This is a genomic window from Micromonospora sp. NPDC049662, assembly GCF_040675055.1.
GTDB lineage: Bacteria > Actinomycetota > Actinomycetes > Mycobacteriales > Micromonosporaceae > Micromonospora.
In genome coordinates, this window is record NZ_JBFAOC010000007.1 from 114,566 (window position 1) to 131,346 (window position 16,781).

The 16,781-nt window shown below is 71.8% G+C and carries 13 protein-coding genes; 10 read left to right on the forward strand and 3 right to left on the reverse strand.

All coding sequences use genetic code 11. The features are described from left to right. Positions 1-135: 135 nt before the first annotated feature. Together AB0J36_RS08070 and AB0J36_RS08075 are read right to left on the reverse strand one after the other, a co-directional pair. The gene (locus tag AB0J36_RS08070) at positions 136-2,775 is read right to left on the reverse strand and encodes a discoidin domain-containing protein (protein ID WP_357398447.1); all 2,640 of its coding nucleotides are present in this window, start codon (positions 2,773-2,775) and stop codon (positions 136-138) included. Positions 2,776-3,100: 325 nt separating this feature from the next. Further along, on the reverse strand, positions 3,101-4,303 hold the full coding sequence (locus AB0J36_RS08075) for an ROK family transcriptional regulator (RefSeq protein ID WP_357118096.1): 1,203 nt from the start codon (positions 4,301-4,303) through the stop codon (positions 3,101-3,103). Between the two features lie 237 nt (positions 4,304-4,540). Between AB0J36_RS08075 and AB0J36_RS08080 the strand changes: the two genes are divergently transcribed. From AB0J36_RS08080 to AB0J36_RS08125, 10 genes are all read left to right on the forward strand, one after another. After that, positions 4,541-5,839 (forward strand): sugar ABC transporter substrate-binding protein, encoded by a 1,299-nt coding sequence (locus tag AB0J36_RS08080; RefSeq protein WP_357118093.1) that lies wholly within the window; start codon positions 4,541-4,543, stop codon positions 5,837-5,839. 70 nt (positions 5,840-5,909) lie between these two features. Next, positions 5,910-6,902: a sugar ABC transporter permease gene (locus AB0J36_RS08085; protein WP_363660311.1), complete on the forward strand. Its 993-nt coding sequence runs from the start codon at positions 5,910-5,912 to the stop codon at positions 6,900-6,902. Beyond that, positions 6,895-7,734, forward strand: coding sequence for a carbohydrate ABC transporter permease (locus AB0J36_RS08090; RefSeq protein WP_357118087.1), 840 nt, complete (start codon positions 6,895-6,897; stop codon positions 7,732-7,734). Before AB0J36_RS08085 ends, AB0J36_RS08090 begins: the two co-directional genes overlap by 8 nt. A gap of 29 nt (positions 7,735-7,763) precedes the next feature. Continuing rightward, entirely contained in the window at positions 7,764-9,128 is a 1,365-nt protein-coding gene (locus tag AB0J36_RS08095) for a GH1 family beta-glucosidase (RefSeq protein WP_357118084.1), read from the forward strand. Between the two features lie 198 nt (positions 9,129-9,326). Beyond that, positions 9,327-9,824 (forward strand): 2Fe-2S iron-sulfur cluster-binding protein, encoded by a 498-nt coding sequence (locus AB0J36_RS08100; RefSeq protein ID WP_357119408.1) that lies wholly within the window; start codon positions 9,327-9,329, stop codon positions 9,822-9,824. After that, on the forward strand, positions 9,821-10,804 hold the full coding sequence (locus AB0J36_RS08105; RefSeq protein ID WP_357118080.1) for a xanthine dehydrogenase family protein subunit M: 984 nt from the start codon (positions 9,821-9,823) through the stop codon (positions 10,802-10,804). The genes AB0J36_RS08100 and AB0J36_RS08105 overlap by 4 nt, the downstream gene beginning before the upstream one ends. After that, positions 10,801-12,891, forward strand: coding sequence for a xanthine dehydrogenase family protein molybdopterin-binding subunit (locus AB0J36_RS08110; RefSeq protein WP_363660312.1), 2,091 nt, complete (start codon positions 10,801-10,803; stop codon positions 12,889-12,891). The genes AB0J36_RS08105 and AB0J36_RS08110 overlap by 4 nt, the downstream gene beginning before the upstream one ends. A 28-nt stretch (positions 12,892-12,919) precedes the next feature. Next, a complete protein-coding gene (locus AB0J36_RS08115) occupies positions 12,920-13,285 on the forward strand; it encodes a metalloregulator ArsR/SmtB family transcription factor (protein WP_357118074.1) in 366 nt (121 codons plus the stop codon). Next, a complete protein-coding gene (locus AB0J36_RS08120; protein WP_357118071.1) occupies positions 13,285-13,923 on the forward strand; it encodes an SRPBCC family protein in 639 nt (212 codons plus the stop codon). The genes AB0J36_RS08115 and AB0J36_RS08120 overlap by 1 nt, the downstream gene beginning before the upstream one ends. Positions 13,924-13,951: 28 nt before the next feature. Continuing rightward, a complete protein-coding gene (locus AB0J36_RS08125; RefSeq protein ID WP_357118068.1) occupies positions 13,952-14,461 on the forward strand; it encodes an NUDIX domain-containing protein in 510 nt (169 codons plus the stop codon). A gap of 339 nt (positions 14,462-14,800) precedes the next feature. Here AB0J36_RS08125 and AB0J36_RS08130 read toward each other — a convergent pair whose 3' ends face one another. Continuing rightward, the gene (locus AB0J36_RS08130; protein ID WP_363660345.1) at positions 14,801-16,744 is read right to left on the reverse strand and encodes an ABC transporter ATP-binding protein; all 1,944 of its coding nucleotides are present in this window, start codon (positions 16,742-16,744) and stop codon (positions 14,801-14,803) included. Between the last annotated feature and the right edge of the window lie 37 nt (positions 16,745-16,781).

A 16,781-nucleotide genomic window follows, 5' to 3' on the forward strand; every position in this document is an offset into this window, starting at 1 on the left:
CGTAGCAGGGGATCGTCCGGCCGCCCCACTGGCAGACGCCGCCACCCCCGCCGCCCCCCGACGCTCCCCCGCCCCGGGCCCCCCCCCCCCCCGGCCCGGTCAGATGAGTCGACCGGGCCGGCGCGGGCGTCCCGGTCAGGGGTAGTTCGTCAGGTACACCGTCTGGTTGGCGGCGTTCGCGGTGCCACCGGCGTTGTTGATCACCCGGTTGATGGTGCCGACGCCACCGAGCGAGACGGTGACCATGTTGGTGAAGCGCACGTTCGAGTTGACCGGCACCTCGAAGGAGTGCTCCTCGACCACGGCGGGGTTGACGTTGAAGTAGCTGTAGCTGCCCAGCCCGAACGCCTGGTGGCTGGTCACCGAGTCGGCCACCTTGTACGCGGCGTAGCCCCGGGTGGACCCGTTCATCCAGGCCGCCTGGTTCGGCACGTCGTACGGCAGTTCGTTCTGGTAGAAGTACGTCCGCCCACCGTTGCCGTTCCAGATGGTCTGGTACTTCTGGTAGTGCTCGACGAAGAGGCCGTACATGGTGACGTCGTCGCCGTTGACGGTGAGCCCGGTGTCGGCGGTGTTCAGCGTCCACCCGGTGGGCACGCCCTGGGCGGCGTGGTCGGCCCGCCACAGCCACATGTGGTCACCGATCACATTGTCGCTGTTGACGGTCAGCGTGTTGGTGGCCTTGCCGACGAGCGGACCGCCGATGCGGAAGAACACGTCGTGCAGCGAGGTCGGGTTGCCGGCGTGGCTCGCCGACGAGCCCGACGGGCCGACCTCCATCAGCACCGGCGAGTTGGTGGTGCCGGCCTCGAACATGATGCCGGCGACCTTGACGCCGTCCACGTCGGCGACGCGCATTCCGACGCTGCCGTTGTCGGCCTGGATGGTGGCCAGGCCGAGGCCGAGGATGACCGTGTCGGCCCGGTTGACCTGGATCGGCTCGGTGACGTGGTGCACGCCCGGGGTGAAGAGCAGGTGCTTGCCCTGGGCGAGGGCGGCGTTGATGGTGGCCGCGCTGGTGCCGGGCTGGACGACGAAGAACTGCGACAGCGAGATCGACGAGCCGGCCGGGGTCTTGTTGTACCAGCTCGTGCCGGTGGAGTTGGTGCGCACCGCGGGCACGAAGACCCGGTACTCGCCGCTGCCCGTCACGTAGAGGAACGGCTTCTCGCGGACCTGCGGGGTCTGCGCGATGACGGTGTGCGACGGGTTGGGGAAGCTCGGCGGCGGAGCGCCGTTGACGCCCTGGAAGACCATGTTCCACACCGAGCCGGTCCAGCCGTTGCCGAACTCGCTGTTACGCGAGTACCACTGCTGCTGCGATCCGGAGACGACCAGGCCGTCGATGCGGGTGTCGGCCAGCAGGCCGCCGCTGGACCAGCCGTCGCCGCCGTTCCAGAGCTGGATCTGGTTCTGCGCGCCGCGCAGGTGCATCCGCCGGTACGGCGCGGCCTGCGACACCGCCCACCGCTCCACGCTGACTCCGGACGGCAGGGTCACCGAGAGGTTCTCCGCGGACCGCCAGAAGTTCTGGGTGGCGTTGCCGCCGAACCAGGTCGCCTCGGCCCGGACGTGACCGTTGAGGTTGACGTCGTCGGGGCTCATGCCGAGGCCGGCGACCTGGGTGAAGAAGCCGAGGTTGACGTCGGCGGTGTAGGTGCCCGGCTTGAACAGCACGGCGTAGCGCTGCGCGCCGAACTGGTTGGTCTCCTGCTGGGTGAAGATGGTGTTCAGTCGACTCTGGATCGTCGACGTCGGGGTGCTCGGGTCGAAGACGTACGTGTTCGCGCCGAGGTTGGGGTTGTACGGGTCGGTCGTGCCGACCGGGGGTTCGGTGGTGCCGCCGCCGGTCGTGTTGACCGCCACCTCCCACAGCGAGTAGCCGTAGGCGGTGCCCCGGGCGGTGCCGTACACGCGCAGGTAGCGTCCGGTGCCGGTGACGGTGAGGCTCTGCGTGCCACCGGTTGCCGTGGTGGTGGAGTAGATCGTGGTCCAGGTGGACCCGTCCGCGGAGGTCTGGAGCTGGAAGGCCCGGGCGTACGCGGCCTCCCAGGTCAACGTGACCCGGCAGATGGTGCGGGTGCTGCCCAGGTCGACGCGCAGCCACTGCGGGTCGCTGGCGGCGCTGGCCCAGCGGGTGCCGGTGTTGCCGTCGACGGCGGCCGAGGCGGGGGTGCCGGCGTTCTCGGTGGACGGGGCGGTCACCGGGCTGCCCTGCGCCACGTTGGCGCTGCCGCAGGTGGACGTGTCGCCGCCGGTCTCGCCGTAGACCTGGAACTCCCACAGCGAGTAGCCGTAGGCGGTGCCCCGGGCGGTGCCGTACATCCGCACGTACCGGCCGGCGCCGGTCACGGTGAGGTTCTGCGTGCCGCCCGCGCCGGTGGTGGTCGAGTAGATCGTCGTCCAGGTGGCGGCGTCGTCGGAGGTCTGGATCTGGAAGGCGCGGCCGTAGGCGCCCTCCCAGAGCAGGTTGACCTGGCTGATGGTGGCCCGCGCGCCGAGGTCGACCTGGAGCCACTGCGGGTCGCTGAAGGCGCTGGCCCAGCGGGTGCCGGTGTTGCCGTCGACCGCGGCCGAGGCGGGGGTGCCGGCGTTCTCGGTGGACGAGGCGGTCACCGGGCGGCCCTGCGAGAGCAGGGTGGGGGCGGCCTGCGCGGGCGCCGTGGCCACCGCCGGGGTCAGGGCTGCCACCAGGGCCACCGCGACTCCGGTGAGGAGGTGCCGAACGGTCCGCCGCCGGGGACGCGGGCGTACGGATGTAGCACGAGATGTCATGACATCGCCTGTCGATAGGGCGTTACGGACGCCGTGCGGGTGGGGTCGGTCTTCGCCCGTGGTGCCGTGGGTGGTGCCGCCGATGCGACGCCGCGGGGAGAGGAGAGCGCTCTCGTAGGAGTGTTGCGGCGAGATTGCGGCGGCGTCAAGACATCGATCTATAACTTCGTTATTTATCCCGAGAATCAGATTTTGTGTAATTCCACCCCGCCCCACCCGTCCACCCCCGTCCCGCCGGCCCGAGCTGACTCCCGTTGATCAAGAGGTTGGCGTCAGAAACCGCGCCCGGGATGACGCGAACCTCTTGATCAACGGGCGAAGGGGGTCAGGTGGGAGGGACGCCGCCGGCGGTGAGGAAGCGGGCTATCGGGAGGGTGGCCGCGCCGAGGGCCACCGCGTCGACGCCGAGGCGGCACAGTTCGATGGACGCCTGCTCGTACGGCTGGCGCAGCGCCTGCCGGCCGGCGGCCTCGCGCACGGCCGGCAGCAGGTCGCCCAGCGCCATCGCCGCCCACCCGCCGAGGACCACCCGCTCCGGGTTGAACAGGTTGATCAGGTTGGCCACCCCCGCGCCCAGGTAGCCGGCGGTGTCGTCCAGCACCCGGCGGGCGGTGGCCGAGCTGTCGGCGGCGGCGACCAGCGCGGCGAGCTGGGACTCCTCGTCCTCGCCGGGAACGGCGCGTCCCCGACGGGCCTCCCGGTAACGGTCGATGATCGCCTCCGCGCCCACGTACGCCTCGAGGCAGCCGCGTGCGCCGCACCGGCAGGTCCGGCCGCCGTACACCAGGGTGGTGTGCCCCCACTCCCCCGCGCTGCTGGACGCGCCCCGATAGGTGGCGCCGTTGGTCACCACGGCGGCGCCCACGCCCGACCCGACCAGCGCGAAGACGGCGTGCCGGGCCCCACGCCCGGCGCCGAACCACATTTCGGCCTGCCCGAGGGTCTTCGCGCCGTTGTCGATGTGCAGCGGCAGGTCGGTGCCGGCGCCGATGAGGCGTTCCAGCGGCACCCGGTCCCAGCCGAGGGCCTGGGCGTGCACGACGGCCTCGTCGCCCTGCTCGACCACGCCGGAGACGCCGATGCCGACGCCGAGCACGTCGGCGGTGGCCACGCCGGCCCGGCCGGTCACCACCTCGATGCCGGCCAGCACGTGCCCGGCCACCAGGTCCGGCTCGGTACGCGCCGGGTCGAGCGGATACTCGACGCTGGCGAGCAGCGTCATCGCGAAGTCGAACAGCTCGACCCGGACCCGGGTCTCGCCGACGTCCACGCCGATCACGAAGGCGTACCGGGCGGCGACCCGCAGCAGCATGCTGGGTCGGCCGCCGTCGGACTCGGCGGCCCCGGCCTCGACGACGATGCCCTCGTCGATCAGGTCGGCCACCACGTTGCTCACCGCCGGCTGGCTCAGCCCGGTGCTGCGCACCAGGTCCTGCCGGGTGAGCGGGGCATCGAGGAAGAGCTTCGTCAGCAGAGCGGACCGGTTGCGCAGCCGGACGCTCCGGTTGGTGGCACGCGCCAGCTCCACTCGTCACCTCGTTCCCGTCGGCCGTAGGTGGCGACTGTAACCGCACCGTGCTTGACGACCCACCGGCCAACCACTTTAATGACGACATTCATTAAGCCGTGATGTAACTCCCGGGAAACGCCGAAGGACCTCCGACGGCGCGTCCGGAGAAACCCCGTCCGCAGCCGACCGCCGTCGCCTCACCCCTATCGACGACGACGGTCGGCGGACCCCCACCACGCACCGGAAGGGCTGACCGTGTCGAGACGACACCTCGGGATATTCGCTGCCGCCGTACTGGCCGCCGCATCGCTGACCGCCTGCGGCGGCTCCGGCGACGACTCCGCCTCCTCGCCCAAGACCCTCACCTATTGGGCCAGCAACCAGGGCGCCAGCCTGGAGGCCGACAAGACCACCCTCCAGCCCGAGCTGGACAAGTTCGAGAAGCAGACCGGCATCAAGGTCAACGTCGAGGTGGTCCCCTGGTCGGACCTGCTCAACCGGCTGCTCGCCGCCGCCACCTCGGGCAAGGGCCCGGACGTGGTGAACATCGGCAACACCTGGTCGGCGTCGCTGCAGGCCACCGGCGCGCTCGTCGAGTTCGACGACGCCGCGCTGCAGGCCGTCGGCGGCAAGGACCGGATCGTGCCCGCCGCGCTCGCCGCCGCCGGCGCGCCCGGCAAGCCGCCGGCCGCCGTCCCGCTCTACTCCATGGCGTACAGCCTGTACTACAACAAGAAGATGTTCGCCGACGCGGGCATCACCGCCCCGCCGACTACCTGGGAGCAGGTCGTCGAGTACGGCAAGAAGCTCAGCACCGGTGGCAAGTGGGGCCTCGCGATCGAGGGCGCCAACCCGTCGGAGAACGCCCACCACGCGTTCACCTTCAGCCAGCAGTACGGCGGCGAGTGGTTCGACTCGGCCGGCAAGCCGACCTTCGACACCCCGCAGAACGTCTCGGCCATCAAGCGCTACATCGACTTCATGGCCGCTGACAAGATCACCAACCCGAGCAACGCCGAGTACGCGCAGAACCAGTCGGTCTCGGACTTCGCCAACGGCAAGGCCGCCATGCTGCTGTGGCAGTCCGCCGGTTCGAACCTCAAGACGCAGAACATGGCCGCCGACGCGTACGGCGTGGCCCCGGTGCCGTTCCTGGCCAACCCGCCGGCCGGCGGCAAGAAGGTCAACAGCATGGTGGCCGGCATCAACATGGCCGTCTTCAAGCACACCAAGAACAAGGACGGCGCGCTGAGCTTCGTCAAGTTCATGACCAGCGACGAGGAGCAGACGATCCTCAACAAGACGTACGGCTCGCTGCCGGCCGTGAAGACCGCCGGCGCCGACCCGGCGTTCAGCGCTCCGGAGCAGAAGAGCATCCAGGAGACCCTGGTCACCACCGCGGCCCCGCTGCCGCAGGTGCCGGAGGAGAGCACCTTCGAGACCCTGGTCGGCACCGCGATGAAGGAGTTGTTCGCCGACGCGGCGAGCGGCAAGCCGGTCACCGAGGCATCGGTGAAGGCGAAGCTGACCGACGCGCAGCAGAAGATGCGCTGACCCACGCAGCGCCGGTGGCCGTGGTCGGGCTCGTCGCCTGACCACGGCCACCGCCTCCGAGAGGACCCCGATGGCAACCAGCACCACCGCGCCGGACGCCGACCGGTGCGCACCCCGGGCCGGGTCACCCGCCCGGGGGGCCGCCCGCCGGCCGCGCGGCCCCCGCCGTTCCCCCCTGCCGTACCTGCTGCTCGCGCCGGCCATCGTGCTGGAACTCGCCATCCACGTGATCCCCATGGTGGTCGGGGTCTGGATGAGCATGCTGGAGCTGACCCAGTTCCACATCCGCGACTGGTCCACCGCACCCTTCGTCGGCCTGGAGAACTACCGGGCCACCCTCGATTTCAACAGCGCCGCCGGCAAGGAACTGCTGCACTCGTTCTGGGTGACGCTGGCCTACAGCGTGCTCTCGGTCGGCTTCGCCTGGCTGCTCGGCATCGCGGCGGCCGTCGTGCTGCAGAAGCCGTTCCGTGGGCGGGCCATCCTGCGGGCGCTGTTCCTCACCCCGTACGCGCTGCCGGTCTACGCCGCCGTGATCACCTGGAGCTTCCTGCTGCAGCGCGACACCGGCCTGGTCAACCACGTGCTCGTCGACCAACTCGGGCTGCTGAACGAACGGCCGTTCTGGCTGATCGGCGACAACAGCTTCTGGTCGCTGCTGGTGGTGTCGGTCTGGCGCAACTGGCCGTTCGCCTTCCTCTGCCTGATGGCCGGTCTGCAGAACGTGCCCGGCGAGCTGTACGAGGCCGCCGCGATCGACGGCGCGGGGTTCTGGCGTCGGCTGCGCTCGGTCACCCTGCCCATGCTGCGGCCGGTGAACCTGGTGCTGCTGCTGGTGCTGTTCCTGTGGACGTTCAACGACTTCAACACGCCGTTCGTGCTCTTCGGCGGCTCCGCGCCCGCGCAGGCCGACCTGATCTCCATCCACATCTACCGCAGCTCCTTCAAGACCTGGGACTTCGGGTCGGGCTCGGCGATGTCGGTCGCGCTGCTGCTGTTCCTGCTGGTCGTCTCGGCCGCGTACCTGCTGATCACCAACCGCCGGAGGGACGATCATGCGTGAGACCGCCGGTGAGCGCTGGGGCCGGCGCATCGTGCTGACCCTGCTCACCCTCTTCGTCGTCATCCCGCTCTACGTGATGGTGACCTCCGCGGCGAAGCCGCTGCGGGACGTGCAGAACGGGTTCACCTGGTGGCCCAGCCGGCCCACCCTGCAACCGTTCGTCGACATGTGGAGCACCGTGCCGCTGGCGCGCTACCTGGTGAACAGCCTCGTGGTGTCGAGTCTCGCGGCGGTCTGCTCGGTCGCGATCGCCATCTTCGCCGCGTTCGCGGTCAGCCGGTACCGGTTCCGGGGCCGGGGCGTCTTCACCGTGACGGTGCTGTCCACGCAGATGTTCCCCGGCATCCTGTTCCTGCTGCCGCTGTTCCTCATCTACGTCAACCTGGGCAACGCCACCGGTATCGAGCTGTACGCCAGCCGGACCGGCCTGGTCATCACGTACCTGACCTTCTCGCTGCCGTTCTCGATCTGGATGCTGGTCGGCTACTTCGACTCGATCCCGCGCGGGCTGGACGAGGCGGCGCAGGTCGACGGGGCCGGGCCGTTGCGCACGCTGTTCCAGGTCATCCTGCCGGCCGCCGTGCCCGGCGTGGTCGCGGTGACCGTGTACGCGTTCATGACCGCCTGGGGTGAGGTGCTGTTCGCCTCGGTGATGACCGACGAGGGCAGCCGCACCCTGGCCGTCGGCCTGCAGGGCTACTCGACCCAGTTCAACGTCTACTGGAACCAGATCATGGCCGCGTCGCTGGTGGTCAGCATTCCGGTCGTCGCCGGGTTCCTGGCCCTGCAGCGGTACTTCGTCGCCGGCCTCACCGCCGGCGCCGTCAAGTGATCCACCCGAACCCAGAGGAGAGCCTTCCCGTGCCGGACCTGTCCAAGCTGCCACCCGACTTTCTCTGGGGCGTCGCCACGGCGGCGTACCAGATCGAGGGGGCCGTCGATGTCGACGGCCGGGAGCCGTCCATCTGGGACACCTTCTCGGCGACCCCGGGCAACGTCGACAACGGCGACACCGGGGCGGTGGCCTGCGACCACTACCACCGGTGGCCGGAGGACGTCGGGCTGCTGCGGCAGCTCGGCGTGGACGCGTACCGGTTCTCGGTGGCCTGGCCCCGGGTGATGCCCGCGGGTGTGGGCCGGGTCAACCCCGCCGGGCTGGACTTCTACGACCGGCTCGTCGACACGCTGCTCGCCGACGGGATCCGGCCGTTCGTCACGCTCTACCACTGGGATCTGCCGCAGGCCCTGCAGGACGCCGGCGGTTGGCCGGAGCGCGCCACGGCCGAGGCGTTCGCCGACTACGCGGCGGTTGTGGCCTCTCGCCTGGGCGACCGGGTGGCCGACTGGTGCACGGTCAACGAGCCGCTCTGCGTGTGCTGGATCGGGCATCTGGACGGGAACATGGCCCCCGGCGAGCGGGACCTGACCCGCGCGGTGCGCGCCTCGCACCACGTGCTGCTCGGGCACGGCCTCGCCACCCAGGCGATCCGGGCGAACGCCGCCCGGCCCGCCTCGGTGGGCCTGGTCGTCAACCTCAGCCCGATCGAGCCGGCGACCGACCGGCCCGAGGACGTCGCGGCGGCGCGGCGGGCGGACGGGCACGTCAACCGCTGGTGGCTGGACCCGATCCACGGGCGGGGCTACCCCGCCGACATGGTCGAGACGTACGGGGTCGAGCCGCCGGTACGCGGTGACGACCTCGCGGTGATCGCGACGCCCACCGACTTCCTCGGGGTGAACTACTACTTCCGGCAGTTGGTGGTCGACGACCCGACCGGCCCGGCGCCGTACGCGAAGCAGGTGCCCGTCCCCGGCTCGGTGGAGACCGCGATGGGCTGGGAGATGTACCCGGCAGGGCTGGAGCGGCTGCTCGTCGACGTGCACGAGCAGTACGGACCGGCCCGGATCATCGTCACCGAGAGCGGCTCGGCGTGGCACGACGAGATCACCCCCGACGGCACGGTCGAGGACAAGGAGCGCACCGACCACCTGGAGCAGCACCTGGCGGCGTGCGCGTCGGCGGTGGCCCGGGGCGTGCCGCTGGACGGCTACTTCGTGTGGTCGCTGCTGGACAACTTCGAGTGGGCGTACGGCTACGACAAGCGCTTCGGGCTGGTGCACGTCGACTACGCCACCCAGCGGCGGACGGTGAAGGCGAGCGGTCTGCGCTACGCGGAGTTGATCCGCGCGCATCGGAATCTTGCCCGGGCCACTCCGGTGGCCTGAGACGGGGGCGGGCGGACGGCCGCCCGGGTGGCGCTGCGGCGCGTACCCGGGCGGCCGTCGCCGTTCGCGGGGCGGACGCCCCACGGCGAAGCGCTCTTCGCGTTATTCGCCCGCATTTGTACCCGGGATGGCTAATCTGGGGCGGTGTCCGCAGCAGCAGAGAGACAGACGGTCGTCGACGCGCAGCACGCGTCCCGGGTGGGGTTCGACGTCAACGGCGCCCCACGCGAGGTGACGCTGGACAATCGCACCACCCTGCTCGACACGCTGCGCGAGCATCTCGGCCTCACCGGGGCCAAGAAGGGCTGCGACCACGGCCAGTGCGGCTCCTGCACGGTGCTGCTCGACGGTCGCCGGGTGAAGAGTTGCCTGCTGCTCGCGGTCACCCTGGACGGCCGCTCGGTGGTCACCGTGGAGGGGTTGGCCGACGGGGAGGAACTGTCGCCGTTGCAGGCGGCCTTCATCGCGCACGACGCCTTCCAGTGCGGCTACTGCACCCCCGGGCAGCTCTGCTCGGCGCGCGGGATGCTCGACGAGGTCGAACGGGGCTGGCCCAGCGCGGTCACCGAGGACCTCGCCGCCGCGCCCGACCTCACCGACGCCGAGATCCGCGAGCGGATGGCCGGCAACCTGTGCCGCTGCGCCGCGTACCCGCACATCGTGACGGCCGTCCGCGAGACGGCGGCGGCGCGATGAGGCCGTTCCGCTACCACCGGCCCACCGACGTGGCCGACGCCGTCGCCGTGCTGGCCGCCGAGCCGCAGGCGGCGTACCTCGCCGGCGGCACCAACCTGGTGGACCTCATGAAACTCGGGGTACAGCGCCCCGACGTGCTGGTGGACGTGAACCGGCTGCCCCTGGACACCGTCGAGGAACTGCCCGACGGCGGACTGCGGATCGGCGCGACGGTGCGCAACAGCGACCTGGCCGCGCACCCGGCGGTCCGCCGCGACTACCCGGTGCTGACCCGCGCCCTGCTCGCCGCCGCCTCCGGGCAACTGCGCAACATGGCCACCACGGGCGGCAACCTGTTGCAGCGCACCCGTTGCCCGTACTTCCAGGACACCGGCAAGGCGTGCAACAAGCGCGAGCCGGGCAGCGGATGCGCCGCCCTGCACGGCGAGAACCGCGACCTCGCGGTGCTGGACTGGTCCGAGCAGTGCGTGGCCACCCACCCGTCGGACCTGGCCGTCGCCCTCGCCGCGCTGGACGCCGTGGTGGAGGTGCACGACACCGACGGTGTCCGGGACGTCCCCATGGTCGACCTGCACCGCTCGCCCGGCGCCCATCCGGAACGGGAGACCACCCTGGCCCGGGGCGCGCTGATCACGGCCGTACGGCTGCCGGCGCTGCCGGCCGCGCGCCACTCGACGTACCTCAAGGCACGAGACCGGGCGTCGTTCGCCTTCGCGGCCGGCTCGGTGGCCGCGGTGCTGGACCTCGACGGCGGCGTCGTCCGCGACGTGCGGCTGGCCTACGGGGCGTTGGCCCACCGGCCGTGGCGCGCGTACCGGGCCGAGCAGGAGCTGCGCGGCCAGCCGTTCAGCCCGGAACTGGCGGCGCGGGCCGCCGACGCGGAGCTGGCCGAGGCCCGCCCGCTGAGCGACAACGGCTTCAAGCTGCCGCTGACCCGGTCCATCACCGTACGGGTGCTCAGCGAACTGGCGGCGTCGTGAGCACCGGGGCGATCGGTCAGGCGCACCCCCGGCTGGAGGGCCGGGAGAAGGTCACCGGCGCGGCGCGGTACGCGGTGGAGTACCCGGTCGACGGCGTAGCCTACGGCTGGGTGGTGCCCGCGACGGTGGTGCGCGGTCGGATCACCCGGATCGACACCACCGAGGCGCTGGCCTCGCCCGGCGTGCTGGCCGTCGTGCATCACGGCAACGCGCCGCGGCTGGCGACCATGGTGGAGCCGGACCTGTGGCTGCTTCAGGACCCGGCCGTGCACTACCGGGGGCAGTACGTCGCGGTGGTGGTGGCCTTGAGCCTGGAGGCGGCCCGCGAGGGCGCCCGGCTGGTGCGCGTCGAGTACGACACGGGCCCGCACAGCACGGTGCTCACCGACGACCACCCCGGTCTGTACAAGCCGGACGAGGTCAATCCCCACTACCCGACCGACACGGCCGAGGGGGACTTCGACGCGGGGTACGCGGCCGCGCCGGTCCGGGTGGACGCTACCTACCGGACCCCGGCCTACCACAACAACCCGATGGAGCCGCACGCCACCACGGCGCAGTGGACCGGCGGGCGGCTGCTCGTGCACGACTCCAACCAGGGCGCGTCATCGGTGCGGGCCACCCTCAGCGAGCTGTTCGACCTGCCCCGCGAGTCGGTCCGGGTGATCGCCGAGCACGTCGGCGGAGGCTTCGGCAGCAAGGGGTACGCCAAGGCCGCCGTGGTGTTGACCGCCCTGGCCGCCCGCCACGTGGACCGGCCGGTGAAACTGGCGCTGACCCGCCAGCAGATCTTCGGGCCGATCGGCTACCGCACGCCCACCATCCAGCGGGTCCGCCTCGCCGCCGACACGGATGGGCGACTGACCGCGATCAGCCACGACGCGATCAGCCAGACCTCGATGATCCGCGAGTTCGCCGAGCAGACCGCCGTCTACACCCGCAGCATGTACGCCGCGCCGCACCGCCGTACGACACATCGACTGACCCGCCTCGACGTGCCCACCCCGTTCTGGATGCGGGCGCCGGGCGAGTGCCCCGGCGCGTACGCCCTGGAGTCGGCGATGGACGAGCTGGCCGTGGCCGTCGGCATCGACCCGGTGGAGCTGCGCGTCCGCAACGACCCCGAGGTCGACCCCGACCAGGGGAAACCGTTCACCAGTCGGAATCTGGTGGCCTGCCTGCGCGAGGGCGCGCGGCGGTTCGGCTGGGCCGACCGGAATCCGACGCCCCGGTCCCGGCGCGAGGGACGCTTCCTGGTCGGCTCCGGCATGGCCGGCTCGGCCTACCCGACCCGGTCCCGCCCGTCCTCGGCGCGGGTCACCGCCCGTCCGGACGGCGGCTTCCTGGTCCAGATCAACGCCACCGACATCGGCACCGGGGCGCGTACGGCGCTCTGGCTGGTCGCCGCCGACGCCCTGGGGGTGCCGCCCGAACGGATCGAGATCAGGATCGGTGACAGCGACCTGCCCACGGCCCCGTTGGCCGGTGGCTCGATGGGCACCTCCAGTTGGAGCTGGGCGGTGATCCGGGCGTGTGCGGCGCTGCGCGCCAAGGTGCCCGACGGCAGACCGCCGGACGCCGAGGTGACCGCCGAGGCGGACACCACCGACGAGATCGGCGAGCAGGCCGCACTCCCCCGGTACGCGTACGGGGCGCAGTTCGTCGAGGTCCGGGTGGACACCACCACCGGCGAGATCCGGCTCAACCGGATGCTCGGCGTGTTCGCGGCCGGCCGGATCGTCAACCCGACGACGGCGCGCAGCCAACTCATCGGGGGCATGACGATGGGCCTGTCGATGGCGCTGCACGAGGGGGGCCTGCTCGACGAGCGGTACGGCGACTGGGTCAACCACGACCTGGCCACCTACCACATCACGGCCTGCCCGGACGTGGAGTCCATCGAGGCGTACTGGGTGGACGAGCACGACGACGAGCTGAACCTCGCCGGGGTGAAGGGCATCGGGGAGATCGGCATCGTGGGCGCGGCGGCGGCGGTCGCCAACGCGGTGTACCACGCCACCGGGGTGCGCATTCGTGACCTGCCGATCCAACTCGACAAGCTCGTCGGAGTATCAGAGCTGGCTTAAATAAGTCAGGAGTGATACAACTGTCGCCGTGCACGCCTTCGACGTGCTGGGCGATCCGGTCCGGCGCCGCATCCTGGAACTGCTCGCCGACGGCGAGCAGAGCGCCGGCGCGGTGAACGCGGTCATCCGCGACGAGTTCGGCATCTCCCAGCCCGCCGTGTCCCAGCACCTCAAGGTGTTGCGGGACAACGGCTTCGCCACCGTGCGTCCGGACGGCGCCCGGCGGCTCTACGCGGTCGACCCGCGCCCGTTGCGCGAGGTGGACGGCTGGCTGGAGCACTTCCGCCGCTTCTGGGCGCCACCCCTGGCGGCGCTCGCCACCGAGCTGGCCCGGGGCCGACGCGAGCGGCGCCTACGCGGGCCCGCCGACCCACCCGACGAGAGGAACACCTGATGTTCGACGCCACCGAGCAGATCAACGCCGTCCAGCGACAGGTCGGCAGCCGCACGCTGGCCGCCGGCGAGGCCCGGGTGACCACGATCAGCCAGACCTACCAGGCGACGGCCGAGGACCTGTGGGACGCCTGCACCAACGCCGAGCGCATCCCCCGCTGGTTCCTGCCGATCAGCGGCGACCTGCGGCTGCACGGCACGTACCAGCTCGAGGGCAACGCGCACGGCACCGTCGAGACCTGCGAGCCCCCGCACCGCTTCACCGCTACCTGGGAGATGGGCGGCGAGGTGAGCTGGATCGAGGTGCGGGTCACGCCGGTGGGCGACGATCAGGCCCGCCTGGACCTGGACCACATCGCGCACGTCGACCAGGACCGGTGGGCCCAGTTCGGACCGGGCGCCGTCGGCGTCGGCTGGGACCTGGGCCTGCTCGGCCTCGCCACGTACCTCTCCGGCGGCGTCGGCGTGCGACCGGAGGACAGCGCCGAGTGGGTCGCCTCCGCCCAGGGTCGACGGGCCATGGAGCTGAGCAGCCACCTGTGGGGCGAGGCAAGCATCGCCGCCGGCACCGACCCCGACGAGGCCAAGGCCGCCGCCGAACGCACCACCGCCTTCTACACCGGCACGCCAATCGAATGAGCGCGGCCGGCGGGTAACGTGCTGCGGCATGACCGGTACGCCGTACTCGCACTGCTCCTACTGCGGCGCCGCCTACCCCGCGGCGGCCGGCTGGCCGCGGGTCTGCGCGGCCTGCGGCGAGACCGTCTGGCGCAACCCTTTGCCCGTCGCGGTGGCGGTGCTCCCGGTCCGCACGGCCGAGGGCCTCGGCGTGGTGGTCGTCCGCCGGGCCATCGAGCCGGCCCGCGGGCTGCTCGCGCTGCCCGGCGGTTTCATCGAGTACGGCGAGGAGTGGTCCGACGCGCTGGTGCGTGAACTGTGGGAGGAGACCGGGCTGGTCGCGGACGCCGCCGACGCCCGGCTCCTCGCCGTACGGGGCGCACCACAGGGCGGCACCATGATGATCTTCGGGATGCTGCCGGAGCGGGACGCCGAGGATCTGCCGCCGTCGCGGCCCACCGAGGAGGCGACCGAGTGGTTGGTCCTCACCGACCCGGTCCAGTTGGCGTTCTCCACCCACACCCGCGTCCTGGCCGACGTCCTCACCAACCAGGCCTGACCACGACCCCCGGGCCCGGCCCCCGCCGCGATGATCCACTCGGGTTCGGTGATGTCGGGCCGTACTCAGCGGCGAGACGCCCCGGGTTCCTTGAACCCGAGTGGATCAAGCCCGAGCCGAGGCTCACCCCGACCCCCGCCGCGCCGCGGCTCCCACAGAACCGCCAGCCCAGCCCACCCACCCCGCCGGCCGGCCGGCCGGCGATCTTGCACTTTATGCGGCGACATAGGGCGCATCCCCACCGAATTCAACAACCGAAAGTGCAAGATCGCGGGGGCGACGGGCGGGGCGGGGGCGACGGGCGGGGCGGGGGCGGCGGGCGGGGGTGGCGGGCGGGGATCAGGGGCGGTGGGCTTCGCTGGTGTGGGCGCGGTAGCCGCTGGCCTGTAGCTCGAACAGCTCGCGGTAGAGGCCCCCGGCCGCCATCAGCTCGTCGTGGTTGCCCTGCTGTACGAGACGGCCCTGATCCATGACGAAGATCCGGTCGGCGTGCCGGACGTTGGCCAGCCGGTGGGTGATCAGGACGACCGCCCGGTCGGGCCGGCGACGCAGGTGCTGGAACAGGGCGTGTTCGGCGCGGGCGTCCAGAGCCGCCGACGGCTCGTCGCAGATCAGCAGGGCGGCGTCCCGGTAGAGGCCACGCGCGGCGACCAGCCGCTGCCACTGTCCGCCGGACAGCTCGTGGCCGTTCTTGAACTCCCGGTCGAGCAGGGTGTCGTAGCCGTGCGGCAGGCCCTCGATCATGTCGTGGGCGGCGGCCGCGTCGGCCGCCTCCCGCACGGTGGGGCCGGGCCGCTCGGGCGTACGGTCGTGCCGGCCCACCCTGATGTTCTGACCGGCCGTGAACGGGAACTTCCAGTACTCCTGCGTCATCACCGCGACCTGTGCGCCGAGCGCGCGCGGATCCAGCTCGGCGGCGTCGACGCCGTCCCAGCGGATCGTCCCGCCGGTCGGCTGGTAGAGACCGGCGATCAGCTTGGCGAGGGTGGTCTTGCCGGAGCCGTTCTCACCGACCAGCGCGATCACCTCGCCGCGCCGGATCGTCAGACTGACCCGGTCGACCGCAGGGGCGTCGGTGTCGGGGTAACGCAGGCTCACCTCGTGCAGGTCGATCGCCTCGACGCCGTCGGCCGTCCGGCTGCCGCCGACGGGCACCCGGCCCTGCGCCCGGGTGAGGAAGTCCCGGTAGTCCTGGTAGTAGAGGGCGTCCTCGTACAGCGAGTTGGTGGCGACGACCGCGACGCCCAGGCTGGTCCGGGCGGACTGGAGGGCGAGCAGGGCGGTGGCCGCGGCGGCGAGGGCGACCATGCCGGCGAGCAGCAGGCCACCGAGCACCGCGTACACGCCGAAGGTGGCCAGGCCCGCCACGGTGGCGCCGGCGACCCGGGTGCCGGTCTGCGAGCGGACCAGCCGCAGTTGGGCGCGGGTCTCGACGGCCATCACACCCCGGTACTCGGCGAGCAGGAACTCGCGCATCTGATAGGCGCGCACCTCGGCGGCGGTGTGCCGGTTGGCCATCAGGTGGGCGAGCATCCACATCCGCCGCCGTCGGGTGATCCGGGCGAGCATCGCCAGGTACTCCCGGCGGGCCATCCGCACGGCCGTGATCGCCTGGGGCACCGCCGCGAGCAGCAGGCACGGCAGCAGCAGCGGCTGGATGACGGTCACCGCGACGGCGGTGGCGAGCATCCCGACGACGCCGGTGACCAGGTTGACGGTGTGGTCGACGATCCACGCCGCCTCGCCCATCCCCCGGTCGCGGACGCGGTCCATCTCCTCGGCGAACCCGGCGTCGTCGAACGCGGCCAGGTCCACCGCCGTGGTGGCCTCGAACAGCCGCAGCTCCACCTGGTAGTTGATCTGAGGGGTGAGCCGGGCCTGGGCCCAACCGGCGGCGATCGTCAGGCCGCCGCGCGCCGAGATCGCCGTCGCGGCCACGATCAGCGCCGGCAGGGCGGCGCGCACCCGGTCCGGGGTGGGACCGGCGGCGAAGAGTTCCCGCAGTACGCCGGTCGTGGCGAGCAGGCCGAAGGTGGTCATCACCCCGGCGGCGACGTTCAGGCCGATGGAGGCGACCGTGTCCGTGCGGTTGGTGGCCCAGGCCAGGGCCACCGCCTCACGGACCAGCCTCGGCAGCCGGCGGGCCACCGCCCAGAAGCTGGTGTGCGCGAAGGTGTGCGCGTGGTGCATCCAGACGGCGTCCTCCAGCTCCGGCAGCACGGAGCTGTCGTCGGGGGGATCGATCGGCTGGTCATCGTGGGTCGCGGTACGCGGGCGGGCCATCGAGTCCACGGAAGCTCCTCGGGGGGCGGGAAGCACG